General features: G+C 64.7%; 21 protein-coding genes. 15 read left to right on the top strand and 6 right to left on the bottom strand.

Annotation, left to right across the window (positions count from 1 at the left end):
* The first annotated feature begins 124 nt into the window (after positions 1 to 124).
* The 4 genes from AC1DWU_RS04115 to AC1DWU_RS04130 are packed head-to-tail and all read left to right on the top strand — an operon-like array spanning position 125 to position 4,340.
* Positions 125 to 1,126, top strand: coding sequence for an ABC transporter ATP-binding protein (locus AC1DWU_RS04115; protein WP_477148697.1), 1,002 nt, complete (start codon positions 125 to 127; stop codon positions 1,124 to 1,126).
* Positions 1,123 to 2,082 (top strand): ABC transporter permease, encoded by a 960-nt coding sequence (locus tag AC1DWU_RS04120; protein WP_477148698.1) that lies wholly within the window; start codon positions 1,123 to 1,125, stop codon positions 2,080 to 2,082. Before AC1DWU_RS04115 ends, AC1DWU_RS04120 begins: the two co-directional genes overlap by 4 nt.
* Positions 2,072 to 2,887, top strand: a complete 816-nt coding sequence (locus AC1DWU_RS04125; RefSeq protein WP_477148699.1) for an ABC transporter permease — start codon at positions 2,072 to 2,074, stop codon at positions 2,885 to 2,887. Before AC1DWU_RS04120 ends, AC1DWU_RS04125 begins: the two co-directional genes overlap by 11 nt.
* A 25-nt stretch (positions 2,888 to 2,912) precedes the next feature.
* Entirely contained in the window at positions 2,913 to 4,340 is a 1,428-nt protein-coding gene (locus tag AC1DWU_RS04130; protein WP_477148700.1) for a gamma-aminobutyraldehyde dehydrogenase, read from the top strand.
* 11 nt (positions 4,341 to 4,351) lie between these two features.
* On the opposite strand, the gene AC1DWU_RS04135 is transcribed toward AC1DWU_RS04130, so the two are convergent.
* The gene (locus tag AC1DWU_RS04135) at positions 4,352 to 5,128 is read right to left on the bottom strand and encodes a FadR/GntR family transcriptional regulator (RefSeq protein WP_477148701.1); all 777 of its coding nucleotides are present in this window, start codon (positions 5,126 to 5,128) and stop codon (positions 4,352 to 4,354) included.
* 392 nt (positions 5,129 to 5,520) lie between these two features.
* Between AC1DWU_RS04135 and chvE the strand changes: the two genes are divergently transcribed.
* From chvE to AC1DWU_RS04160, 5 genes are all read left to right on the top strand, one after another.
* Positions 5,521 to 6,570 carry a multiple monosaccharide ABC transporter substrate-binding protein gene (gene chvE, locus AC1DWU_RS04140; RefSeq protein WP_477149055.1) on the top strand — a complete coding sequence of 350 codons (1,050 nt, stop codon included), beginning with the start codon at positions 5,521 to 5,523 and terminating at the stop codon, positions 6,568 to 6,570.
* Between the two features lie 122 nt (positions 6,571 to 6,692).
* Positions 6,693 to 8,228, top strand: a complete 1,536-nt coding sequence (gene mmsA / locus AC1DWU_RS04145; RefSeq protein ID WP_477148702.1) for a multiple monosaccharide ABC transporter ATP-binding protein — start codon at positions 6,693 to 6,695, stop codon at positions 8,226 to 8,228.
* Positions 8,225 to 9,505 (top strand): multiple monosaccharide ABC transporter permease, encoded by a 1,281-nt coding sequence (gene mmsB / locus AC1DWU_RS04150; RefSeq protein WP_477148703.1) that lies wholly within the window; start codon positions 8,225 to 8,227, stop codon positions 9,503 to 9,505. Before mmsA ends, mmsB begins: the two co-directional genes overlap by 4 nt.
* A gap of 229 nt (positions 9,506 to 9,734) precedes the next feature.
* Entirely contained in the window at positions 9,735 to 9,986 is a 252-nt protein-coding gene (locus tag AC1DWU_RS04155) for a GlsB/YeaQ/YmgE family stress response membrane protein (protein ID WP_477148704.1), read from the top strand.
* 4 nt (positions 9,987 to 9,990) lie between these two features.
* Complete coding sequence (locus AC1DWU_RS04160; protein ID WP_477148705.1) at positions 9,991 to 10,515, top strand: GNAT family N-acetyltransferase; 525 nt, start codon at positions 9,991 to 9,993, stop codon at positions 10,513 to 10,515.
* A 43-nt stretch (positions 10,516 to 10,558) separates the two neighbouring features.
* Here the strand turns inward: AC1DWU_RS04160 and AC1DWU_RS04165 are convergent, their stop codons facing one another.
* Complete coding sequence (locus tag AC1DWU_RS04165) at positions 10,559 to 12,352, bottom strand: bifunctional metallophosphatase/5'-nucleotidase (RefSeq protein WP_477148706.1); 1,794 nt, start codon at positions 12,350 to 12,352, stop codon at positions 10,559 to 10,561.
* 227 nt (positions 12,353 to 12,579) lie between these two features.
* Here AC1DWU_RS04165 and AC1DWU_RS04170 point away from each other — a divergent pair, with 227 nt between their 5' ends.
* On the top strand, positions 12,580 to 13,233 hold the full coding sequence (locus AC1DWU_RS04170; RefSeq protein WP_477148707.1) for a ThuA domain-containing protein: 654 nt from the start codon (positions 12,580 to 12,582) through the stop codon (positions 13,231 to 13,233).
* A 3-nt stretch (positions 13,234 to 13,236) separates the two neighbouring features.
* Here AC1DWU_RS04170 and AC1DWU_RS04175 read toward each other — a convergent pair whose 3' ends face one another.
* Complete coding sequence (locus AC1DWU_RS04175) at positions 13,237 to 13,875, bottom strand: NrsF family protein (protein ID WP_477148708.1); 639 nt, start codon at positions 13,873 to 13,875, stop codon at positions 13,237 to 13,239.
* On the bottom strand, positions 13,868 to 14,425 hold the full coding sequence (locus tag AC1DWU_RS04180) for a sigma-70 family RNA polymerase sigma factor (protein WP_477148709.1): 558 nt from the start codon (positions 14,423 to 14,425) through the stop codon (positions 13,868 to 13,870). Before AC1DWU_RS04180 ends, AC1DWU_RS04175 begins: the two co-directional genes overlap by 8 nt.
* 152 nt (positions 14,426 to 14,577) lie before the next feature.
* Between AC1DWU_RS04180 and AC1DWU_RS04185 the strand changes: the two genes are divergently transcribed.
* From AC1DWU_RS04185 to AC1DWU_RS04200, 4 genes are all read left to right on the top strand, one after another.
* Positions 14,578 to 14,919, top strand: a complete 342-nt coding sequence (locus tag AC1DWU_RS04185) for a pentapeptide MXKDX repeat protein (RefSeq protein WP_477148710.1) — start codon at positions 14,578 to 14,580, stop codon at positions 14,917 to 14,919.
* Between the two features lie 89 nt (positions 14,920 to 15,008).
* The gene (locus AC1DWU_RS04190; protein WP_477148711.1) at positions 15,009 to 15,890 is read left to right on the top strand and encodes a cytochrome b/b6 domain-containing protein; all 882 of its coding nucleotides are present in this window, start codon (positions 15,009 to 15,011) and stop codon (positions 15,888 to 15,890) included.
* Positions 15,883 to 16,680, top strand: a complete 798-nt coding sequence (locus AC1DWU_RS04195) for a molybdopterin-dependent oxidoreductase (protein WP_477148712.1) — start codon at positions 15,883 to 15,885, stop codon at positions 16,678 to 16,680. The genes AC1DWU_RS04190 and AC1DWU_RS04195 overlap by 8 nt, the downstream gene beginning before the upstream one ends.
* A 497-nt stretch (positions 16,681 to 17,177) precedes the next feature.
* The gene (locus AC1DWU_RS04200) at positions 17,178 to 18,713 is read left to right on the top strand and encodes a DEAD/DEAH box helicase (protein ID WP_477148713.1); all 1,536 of its coding nucleotides are present in this window, start codon (positions 17,178 to 17,180) and stop codon (positions 18,711 to 18,713) included.
* Between the two features lie 56 nt (positions 18,714 to 18,769).
* Here AC1DWU_RS04200 and AC1DWU_RS04205 read toward each other — a convergent pair whose 3' ends face one another.
* Positions 18,770 to 19,636, bottom strand: a complete 867-nt coding sequence (locus AC1DWU_RS04205; protein ID WP_477148714.1) for an intradiol ring-cleavage dioxygenase — start codon at positions 19,634 to 19,636, stop codon at positions 18,770 to 18,772.
* A 344-nt stretch (positions 19,637 to 19,980) separates the two neighbouring features.
* Here AC1DWU_RS04205 and AC1DWU_RS04210 point away from each other — a divergent pair, with 344 nt between their 5' ends.
* Positions 19,981 to 20,115, top strand: coding sequence for a hypothetical protein (locus AC1DWU_RS04210; RefSeq protein WP_477148715.1), 135 nt, complete (start codon positions 19,981 to 19,983; stop codon positions 20,113 to 20,115).
* 23 nt (positions 20,116 to 20,138) lie between these two features.
* On the opposite strand, the gene AC1DWU_RS04215 is transcribed toward AC1DWU_RS04210, so the two are convergent.
* Positions 20,139 to 20,762: a nucleoside deaminase gene (locus tag AC1DWU_RS04215; RefSeq protein WP_477148716.1), complete on the bottom strand. Its 624-nt coding sequence runs from the start codon at positions 20,760 to 20,762 to the stop codon at positions 20,139 to 20,141.
* Positions 20,763 to 20,813: the final 51 nt, after the last annotated feature.

Below are 20,813 nucleotides of genomic sequence, written 5' to 3' on the forward strand. Positions count from 1 at the left end.
TCCTCCACCCCGCAACTGTCACTCCCGTGGCGGACGCGATCCTATGCGATCTCGCGTCCACAGCGAGTTGGGTCTCCGCCGTTGCGGGGGTGACACCTGATACGACGCGAAAGTTGCCACACGCATGACATCGGCCGTTTCCCTCCAGACCGTCTCTCGCCATTTCGGGGCGGTCAAAGCACTCGACGAGGTCGATCTCGAGGTCGGGGAAGGGGAGTTCTTTGCGATGCTCGGCCCTTCTGGATCGGGCAAGACCACCTGCCTCAGGCTGATTGCCGGCTTCGAGCAGCCGACATTGGGCCAGGTCCGTATCTTCGGCGATGCGGTGGAAGGCGTGCCGCCCTACAGGCGCAACGTCAACACAGTGTTCCAGGACTACGCGCTGTTCCCGCACATGAACGTGCGGGAGAACGTCGAATTCTCGCTGATGCTGCGCAAGGTCGACAAGGCAACGCGGGCCCGGGAGGCCGAGGCGGCACTGGAACTGGTGAAGCTCGGCGGCTATGGCGACCGGCGGCCGGGGCAATTGTCCGGCGGGCAGCGACAACGCGTGGCGCTGGCCCGGGCCATCGTCAACAAGCCCAAGGTGTTGCTGCTGGACGAGCCGCTTGGGGCGCTCGACCTGAAGCTGCGCGAGCAGATGCAGGAAGAGTTGAAAGCGCTGCAGAAGACGCTCGGCATCACCTTCATCTTCGTCACCCATGACCAGGGTGAGGCGCTGTCGATGGCCGACCGGGTGGCAGTGTTCAATTTCGGCAAGCTGATCCAGGTGGGGACGCCCGAGGAGATCTATCGACAACCGAACTCGCGCTTCGTGGCCGATTTCGTCGGTTCGTCGAATGTGCTCGGGCCCGAGTTCGTGCAGGCCATCGCCGGCGAGCGGCGCTGGGCGTCGCTGCGACCGGAGGCGATCCATGTCATCCGGGCCGATGGCGGCCAGAATGCGCTGACCGGCACGGTCACGGCGCGATCGTATCTCGGTGCGACCACCCGGCTTGCGGTCGATCTCAACGGCACGCTGCTGCATGCGGTCGTTCCGTCCACCGACGATCTGCCGATTGAGGGGGAACGGGTCACCATCGGCTTCGCCAAGGATGCGCTGCACCTGATGGAGAACGCCGGATGAGTGTGGTCGCCGCCACCGCTTCGGGTGCCATCCTCAGCAACCAGCGGGGCTGGCTCGGCTCGCTCAGCGACCGGTTCTGGCGCCAGCCGAAGCTGTTCGTGTTTCTGCTGCTGTTGCCGGCGCTGCTCTGGCTCGGCATCGTATATATCGGCTCGCTGTTCGCGCTGCTGCTGCAGAGCTTCTTCTCGATCGACGAGTTCTCGGGGCTGATCAACTACGAGTTCACGCTCAAGACCTATGCCGAGCTGCTCAAGCCCCAGAACCTCGACGTGATCCTCCGCACGGTGATCATGGCCTCCGCCGTCACCGTCGCCTCGGCGCTGATCGCCTTTCCCATTGCTTACATGGCGGCGCGCTATGCACGGGGGAAATGGAAGGCGCTGTTCTATCTCGGCATCATGTTGCCGCTATGGGCCAGCTACCTGGTGAAGGTCTATGCGTGGAAACTGATCCTCGCGAAGGAAGGCATCCTCAACTGGGTGTTCGCGCAGTTGCACCTGACCTGGCTGCTGGATGCCTGGCTTTCGCTGCCGGTGATCGGCGGCAATTCACTCTCGATCAGCTACACCGGCACCTTCATCGTCTTCCTCTATGTGTGGATGCCCTACATGATCCTGCCGATCCAGGCGGCGATCGAACGGGTGCCAACCAATCTCCTCGATGCCTCGTCCGATCTCGGCGCGACGCCGATGCAGACGTTCTGGAAGGTGATCTTCCCGCTGGCGCTGCCCGGCATCGTCGCCGGCTCGATCTTCACCTTCTCGCTGACGCTGGGCGACTACATCATCCCGCAGATCATCGGCACGTCGGCCTTCTTCATCGGCCAGGCGGTGTACGCGCACCAGGGCACGGCGGGGAACATTCCGCTGGCCGCCGCCTTCACGGTGGTGCCGATCGCCATCATGGGGCTGTATCTGTGGATGGCCAAGCGCATGGGGGCGTTCGATGCGCTCTGATGTGGCTCGCGCACCGTGGGGCCTGAAGCTCGCCGCTGCGGCAGGGCTGTTCTTCATGCTGGCGCCGATTGCGTTGATCTTCCTTTATGCCTTCTCGTCGGAGGAGCGGACCTACCAGTGGCCGCCGCCGGGGCTGACGCTCAAGTGGTTCGAGGTGACGTGGAACCGGCCAGACGTCTGGCAGGCGTTGACGCTGTCGGTGCAGGTGGCATCGATCTCGACGCTGATCGCGCTGGTGCTGGGAACGCTCTGTGCCGCGGCGGTGTCGGGCACCCGGTTCTTCGGACGAGAGACGATCTCGCTGCTGGTAATCCTGCCCATCGCGCTGCCCGGCATCATCACCGGTATCTCTCTGCGGTCGGCGTTCAGCCTGATGGAGATTCCGTTCTCGTTCTGGACGATCGTCCTCGGCCACGCGACCTTCTGCATCGTCGTGGTCTACAACAACGCCGTCGCCCGGTTCCGGCGGACATCGGGCTCGATGATCGAGGCGGCGATGGATCTCGGCGCGGACAAGTTCCAGACCTTCCGCCACATCATCCTGCCCAATATCGGCACGGCGCTGCTGGCGGGCGGCATGCTGGCCTTTGCGCTCAGCTTCGACGAGGTGATCGTCACCACCTTCACCGCCGGCCAGCAGCAGACGCTGCCGATCTGGATGCTCGAGGAACTGGTACGACCCCGGCAGCGCCCGGTGACCAACGTGGTCGCCATGGTGGTGGTGATCGTGACGCTGCTGCCGATCCTGCTCGCGTTCTACTTCAGCCGTGGCGGCGACCAGACCGTCGCCGGTATGGGCAAATGACCCAATTCGTTCGGGAGAGAGACTAATGAATACCGAGATGCTGATCGGCTCGCGCTTCGAGGCGGGGACGGAAACCGAGGAGCAGGTGCTCAATCCCAGGACCGGGGAACTGATCCGGGGCATACCTGAGGCCTCGCAGGACCAGATCGACGCGGCCGTCGCGGCGGCGGAGAAAGCGTTCGCCACGTGGTCACGGACGACGCCCGGGCAGCGCTCGAACTACCTGCTGCGGATCGCGCAGGCGATCGAGGACGATGCCGATGGCTTCGCGGCGCTCGAGGCGCTGAACTGCGGCAAGCCGATCAATGCGGTGAAGAACGACGAGATCCCGGCGATCGTCGATTGCTGGCGGTTCTTCGCCGGCGCGGTGCGCAACATGCAGGGCTCGATCGCCGGGGAATATCTGCCGGGCCACACCTCGATGGTACGGCGCGATCCGATCGGCATCGTCGGCTCGATCGCGCCGTGGAACTACCCGCTGATGATGATGGCGTGGAAGCTGGCGCCGGCGATCGCAGGCGGCAACACGGTGGTCTACAAGCCATCCGAGCAGACGCCGCTGACGGCGCTGAAGCTGGCGAAGGTGTTCGCCGACGTGCTGCCGGAAGGCGTGGTCAATGTCATCCTCGGGCGCGGCGAGAGCGTCGGCAACGCGCTGATCAACCACCCCAAGATCAACATGATCTCGATCACCGGCGACGTCGCGACCGGCAAGAAGGTGCTGCAGGCGGCGGCCAAGTCGGTCAAGCGCACGCATCTCGAGCTCGGCGGCAAGGCGCCGGTGATCGTCTACGACGACGCGGACATCGAGGCGGTGGTGAGCGGGCTCAAGGCCTTCGGCTACTACAATGCCGGGCAGGACTGCACGGCGGCGTGCCGGATCTACGCCGGGCCGAAGATCCATGACAAGCTGGTGGCGGACCTCAGTTCGGCGGTGAACTCGATCAAGTACAACCAGCAGGACGATACGCTCAACGAGATCGGGCCGCTGATTTCGAAGCGGCAGCGCGATCGTGTGGCGAGCTTTGTCGAGCGGGCGTCGGAGCTGCCGCATATCAAGATCACCGCCGGCGGCCATGTCTCCGGCGACCGGGGGTTCTTCTACGAGCCGACAGTGATTGCCGGGGCGTTGCAGCAGGACGAGATCGTGCGGCGCGAAGTGTTCGGGCCGGTAGTGTCGATCACCCGCTTCACCGACCCCGAGGATGCCATCGCCTGGGCCAACGACAGCGACTACGGCCTCGCCTCATCGGTGTGGACCAAGGATATCTCGAAGGCGATGCAGACGGCGGCGCGGCTGCAGTATGGCTGCACCTGGATCAACACCCACTTCATGCTGGTCAACGAGATGCCGCATGGTGGGCTGAAACAGTCGGGCTACGGGAAAGACATGTCGGTCTACGCGCTGGAGGACTACACGGCCGTCCGGCACGTGATGATCAACCACGGCTGACGGCCGGCGCCCTAAAGCGCGGGCGCCGTGGCGTTGCCGCTGGCGAGATGCGAGCGGATATCGAGTTCCGTGCTCTTGAGATGGCCCCGCATGGCTTCGACGGCGCCGCGCTGGTTGCCGGCGCGGATGGCGTCGAGGATTCCCTGGTGGGCGTTCAGCGTTTCCTCGCGGCCGGCGTAGCGGAGGGTCTGGCCACGACGGCTCATGACGAAGCTCTCCCGCAGTGGTTGCGCCATGGCCTCGAAGATGAAGGCGATGACCCGGTTGCCGCTGGCGGTGGCGATGGCCTCGTGGAACTGCAGGTCCCATTCGTGGAATCGCGCTTCCCCCTCGGCATTTGCGCCGTTGGCCGCGTCGGCGGCGGCGAGGCGCATGCCTAGCATGGCGCCCTCGATGGCCTGGACCCCGGCGCGGCTGACGCGCTTGGCGGCGAGGCCGGCGGCAAGGGTCTCCATGGCCATGCGCAGCTCGATGAGATCGAACAGGCCCTTCGGGTCGTTGCGGACGATCGACACCAGCAGCCCGGCAAAGACCGAGCTGTCCGGCTCGCGCACCACGGCGCGGCGGCCGCGGCCGATATCCAGCAGTCCCCGGCCGACCAACATCTTGACGGCTTCGCGGATCGTCAGCCGGCTCACCGCAAAGCGGGCGGCGAGGTCTGCTTCGCTTGGAATGCTGGCGCCGGGGGCGAAATCCTGAAGCACGATATCGGCCAGGGCATTGGCGACGTTCTCCGCCGCCGTCGATGCATGTTCCTCTCGGCCGACGTTGCCGTCACTGCTTGCCATGCCCCTAGACCTATCTGATATGTTTTCATCAGCGACGCGAATGTTCTCTTCGCTGCCGCCGTGCTCCTCGGGGCGAAGATGTAGCGTCAACGGGAGGTGTGGAGCAAGGTCCGGCGCGCAACTAGTATGTCAGTTCGGCGGCGCTCGCCGGACATCTTTACACTGGTATCTGATTACTCTAGGTTCCGGCCGCGCGTTGGAGGACGTGCGAACGCCTTGGCAGCAGGGCGTTTGGGAGGCTTCGACAGGTCGGGCGAGACGGTGTTGCCGTGCGTAGCTCAAGACCCGATGAATGACCTCCATCCAAATCCTCCCCACGCCGGCTGGTCCGGCAGTGGCTCCAACACAACGGTTTACCCGGGAGGAAACCAGTGAAAGCCTTGAAACTTCTTATGACCGCCGTGACGGTTGGCGCGATCGCGCTCACCGGTTCGGTGTTTGCCCAGGACAAGGGCGCCATCGGCATCGCGATGCCGACCCAGTCGTCGCTGCGCTGGATTTCAGACGGCAACGAGCTGAAGGCCGCGCTCGAGGCGAAGGGCTACAGCGTCGACCTGCAGTATGCCGAGGACGACATCCCGAATCAGCTCGCCCAGATCGAGAACATGGTGACCAAGGGCGTGAAGGCCCTCGTCATTGCATCGATCGACGGCACGACGCTCTCGGCCGTGCTGCAGCAGGCTGCCGATGCCGGCATCAAGGTCGTCGCCTATGACCGCCTGATCCGCGACAGCGGCAACGTCGACTACTACACCACCTTCGACAACTTCCAGGTCGGCGTCCTCCAGGCCAATTCCCTCGTGAAGGGCCTCAAGGAGCGCTTCCCGGACGTGAAGCCGTGGAACGTCGAGCTGTTCGGCGGTTCGCCGGACGACAACAACGCCTTCTTCTTCTATGACGGCGCGATGTCGGTGCTGCAGCCGCTGATCGACGACGGCTCGATCGTGATCAAGTCCGGCCAGACTGGCATGGACAAGGTCGGTACGCTCCGTTGGGACGGCGCCGTGGCGCAGGCCCGCATGGACAACATCCTGTCGGCCAACTACTCGGACGGCACCGTGGTGCACGGCGTTCTCGCCCCGTATGACGGGCTGAGCCGCGGTATCATCTCGTCGCTGCGCGGCGTTGGCTATGGTTCTGCCGATCAGCCGTGGCCGATCGTCACCGGCCAGGACGCCGAGACCCCGTCGGTCAAGGCGATCATCGCCGGCGAGCAGTACTCGACCGTGTTCAAGGACACCCGCGAACTGGCCAAGACCACTGCCGGCCTCGTCGACACCGTCCTCACCGGCGGTACCCCGGAAGGCCTCGACACCAAGACCTATGACAATGGCGTCAAGGTCGTGCCGTCAATCCTGCTGGTTCCGCATGACGTGGACGTCACCAACTACGAGGCTCTCGTTGTTGGTTCGGGCTACATCAAGGCCGAAGACCTGAAGTAATCCAGGTATTCCGGAGGGGCCTCGCGGCAGCGCGAGGCCCTTTCGCCATTCTACTCACATGAAGTAAATATCCAGGGGTCTGCGGCGCCACCCGAGCGACCGGACCCAGCTGAAGGACTGCTATGACCGACACCATCCTGGAGATGCGGAACATCACCAAGACCTTCCCCGGTGTGAAGGCGCTCCAGAACGTCAATCTCGATGTCAGGGCCGGTGAGATCCACGCCATCGTGGGCGAAAACGGCGCCGGCAAGTCGACGCTGATGAAGGTGCTCTCCGGCGTCTATCCGCATGGCAGCTACGAAGGCCAGATCATCTATGAAGGCCACGAATGCCAGTTCAAATCGATCCGCGACAGCGAGCACAAGCGCATCGTGATCATTCACCAGGAGCTGGCCCTGGTGCCGCTTCTGTCGATCGCGGAAAACATCTATCTCGGTAATGAGCAATCCAATGCGGGCGTGATCGACTGGGATGAAACCCGCGAGGGCGCTCGCAAGCTGCTGCGCAAGGTCGGCCTCAATGAGGATCCAGACACGCTGATCACCAATATCGGCGTCGGCAAGCAGCAGCTGGTCGAGATCGCCAAGGCCTTGTCGAAGGAGGTGAAGCTCCTGATCCTCGACGAGCCGACGGCGAGCCTTTCCGAGAAGGACAGCGAGGCGCTGCTCAACCTGCTGCTCGAGTTCAAGAACCAGGGCATTTCCTGCATCCTCATCTCGCACAAGCTCAACGAGGTCTCGAAGGTCTCGGACCGGATCACGGTGATCCGCGACGGCCACAGCATCGAGACGCTGAACAAAGACCAGATCACCGAGGACCGCATCATCACGCTGATGGTCGGCCGCTCGCTCGAGGACCGCTATCCCCCCCGTGCGCCACACGTTGGCGATGTGGTGCTCGAGGTGAAGAACTGGTCAGTCTATCATCCGCAGCACCGCGACCGGCAGGTGATCAAGAACATCGACCTCAACATCCGCAAGGGGGAGGTCGTCGGGATCGCCGGGCTGATGGGCTCGGGCCGCACCGAGTTCGCGATGAGCCTGTTCGGCAAGTCGTACGGCCAGAAGATCACCGGCGAGGTGTTCCTCAACGGCAAGAAGATCGACACCTCGACGGTCGAGAAGGCCGTGGCGCACGGCATCGCCTATGCCACCGAGGACCGCAAGACCTTCGGGCTCAACCTGATCGACCACATCAAGCACAACACGACGATCGCCAACCTGGTCGGCGTGTCGCGCTGGGGCGTCATCGATGACCTGGCCGAGCTCGACGTGGCCAACGACTATCGCAAGAAGACCAACATCCGGTCCTCCAGCGTCTACCAGGTGACGGGGAACCTCTCCGGCGGCAACCAGCAGAAGGTTGTGCTGTCGAAGTGGCTGTTCGCCAACCCGGACGTACTGATCCTCGACGAGCCGACCCGCGGCATTGACGTCGGGGCCAAGTACGAAATCTACACCATCATCAATCAACTGGCCGCGCAGGGTAAGGCAATCCTCGTCATCTCGTCGGAGATGCCGGAACTGCTAGGCATCACGGACCGCGTCTACGTGATGAACGAAGGGCGGATGGTCGGCGAGATGCCGACCAGTGAAGCCAGCCAGGAAAAGATCATGCGCGCCATCGTTCGCGCCGAAGGAAAAGCAGCATCATGACCACAGAAACCGCATCGCAGGCGGCGGCAGCGCCGACCGAGGCCGGCAAGACCCAGGAACTCACGATCTGGGGGGCGCTGCAGGCTAATATCCGTGATTACGGCCTGCTGCTGGTGCTCATCCTCATCATGCTGTTCTTCCAGTGGACGACGGACGGCACGCTGTTCAAGCCGGTGAACCTCACCAACATCGTGCTGCAGAACAGCTACATCATCGTGATGGCGCTGGGCATGCTGCTGGTGATCGTCGCCGGCCACATCGACCTGTCGGTCGGCTCGGTATCGGGCTTCATCGGCGCGCTCGCCGCGATGCTGATGATCGGCTGGAAGTTCCCGCCGGAGTTGGCTTTCCTCGCCAATCCGATCGTCGCTGGCATCATCTGCATGGTGATCGGCGCGGCCATCGGGGCAGTACAGGGCTGGCTGATCGCCTATTACCGCATCCCGAGCTTCATCGTGACCCTCGCGGGCATGCTGATCTTCAAGGGCCTGTCGCTCGCCATTCTGGCCGGCAAATCGGTGGGTCCGTTCCCGGCCGAGTTCCAGCTGCTGTCGGCAGGGTTCATTCCGGACTTCATCGGCAAGATCACCCTCGTTCCCGCCAGCGAAGGCGTGCAGCCGCTGGCGCTGCACGGCGCGACCCTGGTGCTGGGCATCATTGGCGTCGTCGCCATGGTGCTGCTGTCGCTGCGCGGGCGAGCCCGCCGCAAGGCACGCGGCTACGAGTCGGAGCCGTTCGCGCTGTTCGTGATCAAGAACGTGGTGATCGCCGCGCTCGTGCTGTTCTTCACCTACATGCTCGCGTCCTACAAAGGCCTGCCGAACGTGCTGGTGGTGATGGCCCTCCTGATCGGGCTGTTCGTCTTCATCACCAAGCGGCTGACCTTCGGTCGTCGCATCTATGCCATCGGCGGTAACCTCAAGGCGGCGGCCCTGTCGGGTATCAAGACCGAGCGGCTGACCTTCTACGTGTTCGCCATCATGGGGGCGCTGGCGGCGCTCGCCGGCATGATCTATGCGGCGCGCCTCAACTCGGCGACGCCGAAGGCAGGGCAGGGGCTCGAACTCGACGTGATCGCGGCCGTGTTCATCGGCGGTGCGTCGGCGCTGGGCGGCGTTGGCCAGGTGGCGGGAGCCGTCATCGGTGCCTTCATCATGGGCGTGATGAACAACGGCATGTCGATCCTGGGCGTCAACATCGACTGGCAGCAGATGATCAAGGGCATCGTGCTGCTCGCTGCGGTGTTCTTCGACCTCTACAACAAGAACAAGGCCTGACCACCAGGCCTATCGATCGTCGCGAAGGCAGAAGCCCGGGTCCCACGGAGGTGGTGTCCGGGCTTTCTCTTGCCTGCTCCAAAGCCCGTGTCGGTCAGTGCGGCGGAGGACTATACTGACGCTCGCTCGATTTCTTCCGGCAGCTCGGCTGGATCTGAAAGCTCCAGCGTCGCCATTGCAACCCAACCGCCTCGGGTCCATTTATGAAACCGAGGAATCGGAGGGGCTTATGGGCATTCTGGGCGCCATCATTATCGGGTTTGTTACCGGCGTCATCGCCAAGCTGATTACGCCGGGAGACCCGAAGCCGCGTGGCTTCATCCTGACCACGGTGCTCGGCATCGTCGGCGCCTTGCTCGCGACGTATCTGGGACAGGCGATCGGCTGGTACCGGGCCGGTGAAGCAGCGGGCTTCTTCGGCGCGATCCTCGGCTCGATCATCGTGCTGCTGATCTGGCGCCAGCTGGCGCGGCCGCGCTAACGCCATGGACATCCCAACCATCGAGACCGAGCGCTTGATCCTGCGCGGCTATACGCCGGCGGATTTCGACGCCTTCGCCGCCATGTGGGCGGATCCCGACGTGGTGCATTTCATCGGCGGACGGACGTTTACGCGCGAGCAATCGTGGCAACGCTTCCTGACGCGGGCCGGCGGGTGGCAGCATCTGGGCTTCGGGTTCTTCGCAACGTTCGAGAAGGAATCCGGGCAGCTGGTAGGTGAGGCCGGCTTTCACGAGGCGCGCCGCATCATCGAGCCACCGCTCGAGGGCACACTCGAAGCCGGCTGGGCGCTGATGCCGTCGGCGCAGGGCTGGGGCTACGCCACCGAGGCGATGCAGGCGGCCATCGGCTGGGCCGAAGCAACATTCCCGGGCCGGCGGATGACCTGCCTGATCAATGTCGACAACCTTGCTTCGATGCGGGTGGCCGGACGGCTCGGCTTCAAGGAGTTCGCGCGGACGATCTACGCCGATGACAAGGTCGTGCTGTTCGAGCGCCAGGTGAAATGAAAAGGGCGCCCCGAGAGGCGCCCTTTCACAATCAGTGGCGAGCTTACTGCGCCGCGGGAGCTGCCGGCGCCGGAGTGGTCGCCGGGGCTTCCATTGCAGGAGCTTCCATCGCAGGCGCCTCGGCGGGAGCGGCAGGAGCCGCTGCCGGAGCTTCCGTCGCAGCGGGGGCCGCAGGGGCCTCGGCCGGAGCGGGCTCGGCCGCCGGAGCGGGCTCGGGCGCCGGGGCCGGCGAGGCATCGGTGATGCGGCCGTCGGTGTAGGGCGTGTAGGCGCCGCCGAGCTTGGCGATGTAGTCGGCCACAACCTTCTCGAGCGGCGGTCCGAAGTCGTAGGCGTTGATGGCGTTCTTGCCGAACAGCTCGTAGCCGTCACCACCGCCGCGCACGTAGTTATTGGTCACGATGCCGTAGGTCTTGGCGGGGTCGATCGGCACCCAGTTGTCGCCGTCCTTGACCAGCACGTCGGAGATACGCGAGCCGGCGGGCTTGGACTTGTCGAAGGTGTACTTGAGACCCGCGACCTGCGGGAAGCGGCCAGCGACTTCCTCGATCTGGCTGGCACCATTCTCCAGCGAGGCGACGAGGTCGGCGCCAGTGAGCTGGAAGGTCGCGAGCGTGTTCGAGAACGGCAGCACCGTGAGCACTTCGCCCATGGTGATCTCGCCGGCGTCGATGGAAGCGCGGAGGCCGCCCGAGTTGGCAATCGAGATGGTGATGCCCTGGTCGGCGACCCGATCGAGCTGTGCGTCGGCGACAAGGTTGCCCATTGAGCATTCGGAGACGCGGCAGACGTCGCGGTTGCCTTCGATTGGGGCAGTGGCGGTGCCGATGACTTCGGCCTTCAGGGCCTCGAGCGGCTTGCCGAGTTCGGCGACGCGGTCGAGGAAGCCCTGGTCAGGCTTCACCGAGGCATCGAGAAGAATCGGGGCGCCGGTGGCGGAGACAACCTTGCCGGCATCGTCCCAGGTAACCTTGAGTTCGCCCAGCACCTTGCCGTACTGGCCGGCCTGGACGATCGGAACGTCGACGCCATCGGGGTTCTTGACGAGGGTGGGGTAGGGGCCCGCCTCACCTTTGCCGGTGCCGAGGAAAGTGTGGCTGTGGCCGCCCACGATCACGTCGACGCCGGAGACGGCCGCGGCCAGATCCTGGTCGACCTTGTAGCCGATGTGGCTGACCACCACGATCTTGTTGATCCCGGCGGCTTCCAGTGCGCCGACGGCGCCCTTGACGTACTCGGTGACGCTTTCGAAGGCGACGTTGGTGCCGGGGGAGGAGATATCGGGCGTATCAACAGTGGTGGCGCCAATCACGCCGACCTTCTCGCCGCCGATGTTGAGGACGATCACGCCCTTGGGCAGGCCCTTCAGGTCAGGGTCCTTGGTGGTGTCGAAGTTGCCGCCGATGATCGGGAACTTGGCCGAGGCGATGAACTTGGCGAACTCGGCCGGGCCGTCGTCGAACTCGTGGTTGCCGGTGGCCACCACGTCGAAGCCCATGTCGTTCATGAAGTTGGCGACGATCTCGGACTTGTACTGGGTGTAGAACAGCGAGCCCTGGAACTCGTCACCGGCGGAGAGCAGCACGACGTTCTCGCCGGCCGCCTTGGCCTCGTCGCGCTTGGCGTCGATCTCGGTCTTCAGGCGGGCAATACCGCCGAAGCACTCGCCCTTGGTCTCGCCCTCGGCGTTGCAGGTCGAGTCCGTCCCGGTGATCGATTCGAAGCGGGAGTGGAAATCGTTGATGTGGAGGATGGTGAGGGAGAAATCGGCAAAGGCCGCACCGGAAAAACCGGCAGTGAGTGCCAGCGCCGAGGCGCCGAACAATAGCTTCTTCATATCCCTGTCCTTTCGTGGCGGTCCGATTGGCCCGGACCCTTTTCCCACCGCTTTGCAACGCCGGTGTAACAGCGCAGGCGCCCCTTCCTTGTGCCACCTGCAACTCCAGTGGAGCCGGGAGTTAACAACAGATCATCGGACAGCGGAAGGGCGTGGCGCGGCGCTTTTGGGCTTCCATGAACGGCCGGTTCGGTTACTCTCCGCCCGCTTTATGCGGGGAGTCGACTATGCGTAGTGCCTTGATCGTCTGGGGTGGGTGGAACGGGCATGACCCAGAGGAATGCGCCGCAATCTACCGGCGCTGGCTGCATGAGGACGGCTACTCGGTGCGGGTCGAAACCGACCTCGCGGTATTCGCCGATCCGGCGATCCATGAGCTGAGCCTGATCATCCCGATCTACACCATGAGCAAGATCGAGAAGGAGCCGCTCAGCAATCTCGTCAAAGCCATCGAAGGTGGCGTCGGGCTCGCCGGGCACCATGGCGGGATGAGCGATGCGTTCCGCGATGCGGTCGACTACCAGTTCGTGGTCGGCGGACAGTGGGTGGCGCACCCGGGCAATATCATCGACTACACTGTGGACGTGACCAAGCCCGATGACCCGATCATGCAGGGCATCCCGGCCTCGTTCCCCTACACGTCCGAGCAGTACTACATGCACATGGACCCCTCGGTCGAAGTGCTGGCAACGACAACCTTCTCGGGCCAGCACGCCGCCTGGACCAAAGGCGTGGTGATGCCGGTGGTGTGGAAGCGGCAGTACGGCGCCGGCAAGGTGTTCCACTCGACGCTGGGGCACCAGGCCAAGGAGTTCGAGAACCCGCAGATGGCGACGATCCTGCGTCGCGGCATCAACTGGGCGGCACGCGACGAGGGCTGAGCCCTACCAGCGCAGCGCGAACCGGCCGATCGCTGCGCCGAGGAAGGCGGCGGCGAGGATGCCGGTGGTGTACCAGATGGTGATGAAGGGCAGGCCGCTTTCGCCGCAGTGGAAGGCGTAGACCCAGGTGGCGGCGGCGCCCGCCATCAGGCCTGCCGCGAAGCCGGCGAGGGTCAGGTTGGTGGGCGCGAAGCGGCGCATCACCAGGACAGTCACCGCGTAGATGGGCACTGATAGCGCGACGATGTAGACCGGACAGATCAGCGCCGTGCCGCCCATCACCAGCGGTCTCATCATTTCGGGCCCGCTCATCATCATCTGGACGATACCGGCAATGCCGGTCAGCGCGACGAGCGCGAAGATGCCGAGCAGCGGCAGGCGCAAGCTGCCGCCAGGGCGGGACAGGCGTTCGGCGGCCCAGAAGGCAAGCAGCGCGAAGATCAGCGTGAAGGCGAACTTGGCCCAGAAGGTCGGGTTGGCGTAGGCGGTGGCGATGTCCGGGCGGAGCCCGAGCCACGGCACCATCACCGCGGCGGCGACGATGGCGCCGATGACGCCGGCTAAGGCGAGCCGGCGCTTCAGGGCATTGCGCGGCACCGGCGTGGTGTCGGCGACCAGCCGATCGATCAGGTCGTCACTCATCGGCGCGCCCTCCGAACCGTGCGGCCAGCGACTTCAGGCCGCGATGGATCGAGACCTTCACCGCGGACTCCGACATGCCGGTGCGCGCCGCCGCTTCGGCGATGGAGGCGCCTTCAAGCCGCACCTGGCGGATCAGTTCGGCCGGACGCGCGGGGATAGTTGAGAGCGCCGCTTCGACATCCATGCGGGCGGTGACGTCGCCGGTCTCATCGTTCGCGAAGATCGCGGCGTCGTCCTCGAGCGGCACAGTGGCGCGCAGCTTGTTGCGGCGGAAATGGTCGATCAGCTTGTAGCGCGCGATGGCGTGCACCCAGGCCGTCAGCGGCTGGTTGCGATCATAGGTCAGCCGTCGCGTGTGGATGGCCATCAGGGTTTCCTGCACCAGGTCGTCGCCATTGGCGGCGAGCGCGGGGTTGAGCCGGCGTGCGAAGTAGGAACGCAAGGTCCGGCGCAGTTCTTCGAGCAGCACCCGGTAGGCGTTCGCGTCGCCGTCGAGCGCCTTGAGCATCAGCGCGCGGAGCCGCGCTTCCATGTTCGAGGTGACGCTCATTGAACCCTGAATTCGGTGGATACGGAGGAAAGGTTACACCGCGTCGCGAAGTCTGTCGCGTGGTCACGAACGCGTGATGGCGTAACCTCCTCTAGCAGTGCCGCGAATTGCTCCCTGTAACCGCCGCATGAGCGGCCAACGGGAGACTTCGTATGAAAACCATCCTTTCCGCCCTCGCCCTTGCGGCCGCTCTGGGCTTTGCGGGCAATGTCGCCGCCGAGGACGCCATGGCGACGCCGATGGCAAGCGACGCGATGGCCGCCGAACCGATGGCGGGTGACGCCATGGCCGCCGATCCCATGGCGATGACCCCCGCCGAGATGCTGAAGGCCTGCCTCGAGAAGGCCAGCATGGAAGCCGACGCGATGAAGAAGGACGAGGCCACCAAGGCCTGCAACGTCGCCCCGATGGCAGGCGACGCCATGGCTCCCGCACCGGGCGACGCGATGGCTGCCGAACCGATGGCGGACGGGGCGATGGCTCCGGCGCAATAAACTATCCGTGATAGGCTGCAATCGCTCCCCGAACTGCCGTTCCTACGTGGGCAGGCGGGGAGCGACGCCGCGACACCATCGGGGGAATCATGACCGACCAGGCAATCGACAGAGTTGAGGTCGAGCGAGAAGCGAAGCCGAAGGGCCCGCTGATCTACCGGCAGGCGATCCTGACGCGCGTTACCCACTGGGTGTGGGCGATCGCGATGTTCTTCCTGCTGCTCAGTGGGCTGCAGATATGGAACGCCCATCCTGCGCTCTATATCGGGCAGCAGTCGGGCTTCGAGTTCGATAACGCCATCCTGAAGATCGGCGCAGAGAACACCGATGCCGGACCACGCGGCTTCACCACCGTGTTCGGCCAGAAGTTCGATACCACCGGGGTGCTCGGGATGAGCGGCACCGAGGCACAGCCGAACTTCATCGGCTTTCCCGAATGGGCCACGATCCCGTCGTTCCGCGACCTCGCGACCGGGCGCGTGGTGCATTTCTTCTTCGTCTGGGTGTTCCTCGGCGCGATCGGCATCTGGCTGATCTCGAGCCTCTTCAACGGACATCTGTGGCGCGACATCATCCTGAAGCCGCGCGATTTTCGCGAGTTGCCCAGGGATATCTGGCAGCACGTCACGTTCAAGTTTCACCACGGGCGCAGCTACACGCCGCTGCAGAAGGTCGCCTATTTCGGGGTGTTCCTCGTGCTGTTCCCGCTGATCATCCTCACCGGACTGTCGATGTCGCCGACGATGAATGCTGGCTGGCCCTGGCTGGTCGAGTTGTTCGGCGGGCGGCAGACGGCGCGGACCATCCACTTCATCGTGATGGTTTTGCTCGTACTGTTCTTCGTCGTCCACATCGTCATGGTGGTGCTGGCGGGACCGATCAACGAGTTGCGCTCGATGATCACGGGGTACTATCGCACCAGCCCGGGCACCGAACCCGACAAGCAGAAGGGCAACAAGTCCAATGGCTAACCTAATCCTCAACCGCCGCCGGCTGATCGGACTCGGCGCGGCCTCCGGCGCTTCGCTGGTGCTTGCCGGCTGCGACCAGTTCGATTTTCTCGGGCAGCGCAACGATCCGGTGCGCGACTTCCTCGAGCGGGCGAACCAGCTGACCTATGGCGCGCAGCGCGCGCTGGTGGGCGACCAGGCGTTGGCCAAGGAGTTCTCGGAGAGCGAGATCCGGCAGGGGCAGCGGCCGAACGGCTCAACCGATCCGCGCTCCGGTATCGAGGAGTACCGCAACCTCGAGGCGACCGGCTTTGCCGCCTACAAGCTGAAGATCACCGGCCTGGTGGAGACGCCGAAGGAGTATTCGCTGGCCGAACTGCAGAACATGCCGTCGCGCACGCAGATTACCCGGCACGACTGCGTCGAGGGCTGGAGCTGCATCGCCAAGTGGACCGGCGTGCCGCTGAGCCGGCTGCTCGACGAGGCCAGGGTGAAGCCGGGCGCCAAGTTCATCGTCTACCACTGCTACGACCAGATGGGCGGCGGCCTATCCAAGCCCGAGGCCTACTACGAGAGCTCCGACCTGATCGACGCGTTCCATCCGCAGACGATCGCGGCGTATGGGCTGAATGGCGGGACGTTGCCGGTCGCCAACGGCGCGCCGCTTCGCATCCGGATCGAGCGGGCGCTGGGCTACAAGCAGCCGAAATACGTGCACACGATCGAACTGGTGGACGGGTTCTCGCAGTACGGCCTGGGGCAGGGCGGGTACTGGGAGGATCATGGGTATGACTGGTACGGGGGGATTTAGGTCTCGCTGACTGAAGCGCTGAACCGAGGCGCACCCCAACCCTCATTCCCCCCCACAAGGGGGAGGAGCCTATCGAGTTCGCAGGCCCATCAGTCGTCTCCCTCCCCTCGATGGGGAGGGATCAAGGGTGGAGTGGGCCACTCGCGCCGCCCTGAATCGGTCGCTTCGCATAGCTCCCCTGCGTGCCCGATTCCCGTTTTCCCTTGCCAATCCGCGCTTTATCCCCCATATGCGCACCATTCGCCCCGCCCAGTTGTCCCCGTGAAAGGGATTTGGCGCGATGATGGCGATGGACTTCTCTTCTTACTGGCCAAAACGGTGAGCGGCGAAGTGCCCCGGAAATGTCCCCCGCAACGACAGCGGGAACACCGGGAGACAGCGCAACCGTGCGGCAATCCCGTCGCCATTGCATCTATCGATCACGCCGAGCCCGAAACGGGTCTCCGGCGACCCTCGCGCACCGATTGGCCCGGAGCGCGCCAATGAAAGTTTGACCATTGACCAATTCATTCGCAGAACTCGGCCTTTCGGCGCAGCTCGTCAGCGCGCTAACGGCAGCCGGGTTCACCACGCCGACGCCGATCCAGGCGAAAGCCATTCCGCCGCAGCTCGAGCGCCGTGACATCATGGGCATCGCCCAGACCGGTTCGGGCAAGACTGCGGCGTTCGGGCTGCCGATCCTTGCGGGCCTCGCCGAACTCGGCGGCCGCGCCAACCCGATGACCACTCGCGCGCTGATCCTCGCACCGACCCGCGAACTGGCGGTGCAGATCGACGAAGTGCTGCACAAGCTGGCGGGCTCGAAGCTCTCCACCGTGCTCGTGCTCGGCGGCGCCTCGCGCGGCGGGCAGATCCAGAAGATCGCCCGCGGCGTCGACGTCGTGATCGCCACGCCCGGCCGTCTCAAGGACCTGGTCGACGACCGTAAGCTGAAGCTCAACGAGACCCGTTGGCTGGTGCTGGACGAAGCAGACCGCATGCTCGACATGGGCTTCATCAACGCCGTCAAGGAAATCGCACGGGCCATCGGCCCGCGTCGCCAGACCGCGATGTTCTCGGCCACCATGGCGCCTGAGATCGCCGAGCTGGCCAAGGGGCTGTTGAACGATCCGGTGCGTGTTGAAGCCAACCCGGCGGCGCAGACCGTCGGCACCATCGACCAGCGGGTGATCCTCGCCGGCTCGAAGGAAAAGCGCATGGTGCTCAACGACCTGTTGAAGGACGAGAGCCTCAGCCGCGTCATCATCTTCTCGCGCACCAAGCATGGCGCCGATCGTGTCACCAAGAACCTCGAGATCGACGGCCATCAGGCCGCTGCGATCCACGGCAACAAGTCGAACAATGCCCGCCAGGCCGCCCTCAAGGGCTTTGCCACCGGCAATGTGCGCATTCTCGTCGCCACCGACATCGCGGCCCGCGGCATCGACGTGCAGAACATCTCGCACGTGATCAACTACGAGTTGCCCGATGACCCGGAGAACTACGTGCACCGCATCGGCCGCACGGCGCGTAACGGCGCTTCGGGCTTTGCGATTACGCTCTGCGACGGCACGGAGCGCGGTAAACTGCGCGATGTCGAGCGGCTGATCCGCAAGACTTTGCCGACCACCGGCGAGCTCAAGGGCAATGGCGGCGAAGTTATCGACGCGGCCAAGGTTCGTGCCCAGCGCCAGGCCCCGCGTCCGCAGGCCCCGCGTCCGGATGGCCAGCGCAAGCAGGCCAATGCGGGCCGGCATTTCTCCGGCGCCAAGAAGGCGGCGATCGTCGATGGCCGCAAGCGTACCAATGGCGAGGGGCATGCTCACGCCCCCAGCGCCAGCCACGCTGCCTCCGGTGGCAACGCACAGCAGGTGCGCGGTGGTGCCGGCACCGGCAGCAATGTCTCGCGCAATGGCGGCGCCGCGCCGACCGCGCCCGGTTGGTGGGAAAAGCCGACGGGGCAGGGCACGCCCGCTCCCAAGCAGCGCTGGAACAAGAAGCAGAAGGACGCCGGCAAGCAGCGCCGCACCGAAGGCGAACGCGCAGCGGGCTAAGTCCCCGGCGGATTGCTGAAAGTATCAGGGGCGGTCCAGTGGGCCGCCCCTTTGCTTTATCGGATGCCGGTCACGCCCGGTACGAGGCTGACGCTGGTTTCGGTCGACGGTGCGCTCATCGCTCCGTCGGCCGGCGCGCCATCGGGCGGCGGGCCGCTCGGAGGTTCGCCACCTGCGCCGCCCGGCGCGCCGCCGAAGCCGGTCGAGGACTCGGCCGTGGGGTCGACGCCGACGATCATGGCGACGAGGTAGCGCTCCTCCAGTTCCTTCACATAGGCGAAGGAGGCGCGGGTGGCCTGGCTGGCGATGTTGTCGTTGGCGTTGAGCGTGTCGCGATCGTGACCGTGCGAGGTGTAGGGCTCGACGTTCTGGTAGAGGAACTGGCTCAGGGCATCGGGGAAGAACAGCTGGCCAGTGAGCACGGTCTTGTCGTCGAGGAAAACTTTGAAGTGGATGTGGGTGGTGCGGCCGGCGTACCAGCCCGGGTAGATAGTCTGGAACTCGACGATGCCGCTGGCGCTGGCGAATTGGGTGCCGCGCAGGAACGTCTGGCCCGTGGTGTCGACACCGCCGGTCTGGTTGGCATAGCCCGAGTAGAGCCCCTCGGCATTGCAGTGCCAGATATCGACGCGGGCGCCTTCGATGGGCTTGCAGCTGCCGTCGACGACCTGCAGGCGCACGGTCGTGGCGACCCCCTTCTGCGTGCCCTCGGTGATATCGGCGCGCTCTAGCGACGGGTCGAAATAATAGGGCCCTTCGGTCACTTCCGGCGTCAGCACGCAGACATCGGCGCCGGGCATCAGGCCGGTGGTGGTTTCGGCGCTGGCTTCCTGGGCAAAGGCCTTCTGGCTCATCAGCGCCCCACCGGCGGCGGTGACGGCGACGAGGCGCAGGGCATCACGGCGGTTCAATGGAGTGGGCATCGATCGTCTCCGTTTGGGTACGAACCCGATGTAGGAGGGGGCCGGGCGATCCCTGCGTTACAAGTTGGAGAGCTGCATTAAGTCTTCGAAATGTGGCGGAAGCGGTCATTTCTGAACGCCAGCTAAATGCCCAATTCCGGGAACGTTCAACCGCACCGCCGCATTATTGCCCTCAAGATGAACCGCTGGCCGAGAGGCCGCATCGCCCCAGGGGGCCCAAATGCTGAAGCTCACTCTCGTTGCAATGTTCGTGATGTCGATGGCGACGCTCACCATCGCCGCCTCCGCACTGCCGGTCGAAGTGGCCCCGGTCACCCAGCTCGCGGATCTCGGCTGAGGTCGAGATGACCACCGATCGGGAGCACGGCCGTACCCGGCGGGCCACCATGAACAGCACCACCCAGATCCTGCTGCTTGTCCTGTTCGCCACGGCGCTCGCCGTGCTGGCTTTCGCCGCTGCGAGCGTTGTGCTGGTCTGAGCTCTAGCTCAGCACACTGAGCCTTAGCTCAGCGGGATGCCCTTGTTTCCCTTGTCCCTCTGATAGACGGCCGAGAGGTCGTTGTAGGCGGCGTTGAGATCATCGACGCGCGCCACCAGCCGCTCCTTCGATGAACGGTCGAGGCCGGCGATCATCTGCTGGATGTCGTGGCTCTGAAAGAACGCGTTCTTGCGATTGTAGAGCGGGCGGTCCTCGGGGACGTAGTCGCGGTCCGGGTCCGGCACGGCGTAGACTTCCCTTAGAATGCGGATGTCGTGCGGGATGCCGAAACTGTCGCGCGTATCCTCGTAGCTGAACAGATAATAGAAATTGTCGAAGCCGGACCAGGTAATGCCCGAGAGGCAGAGCGAGCAGGGCTCGTGCGTGGCGAGGAACAGGCAGTCCTGTGGCGCGGGGCGCTGGTCGGCTGGCAGCTCGTAGAAGCGCTTGATGGCGTGCATTTCGCCGTGCCAGAGCGGGTTCTCGGTCTCGTTATTGGTCTCGCCGACGACCAGCGACAGGTCGGATTTCCTGAGGATCGCCGCGCCGAACAGCTTGTTGCCGCCGCCGACGCCGCGCTTGGTCAGCGGCAGCAGGTCGAGCTCGATGACGTCGAGCAGGCGGGAAATCAGGTCGGGCGTATGCATGCGGGTCTCCGGTTCGATGCCTCGAACCTGTCGAGAGCGGCGCGGAACGTC

It is taken from the genome of Devosia sp. P2_G7 (genome assembly GCF_056403495.1).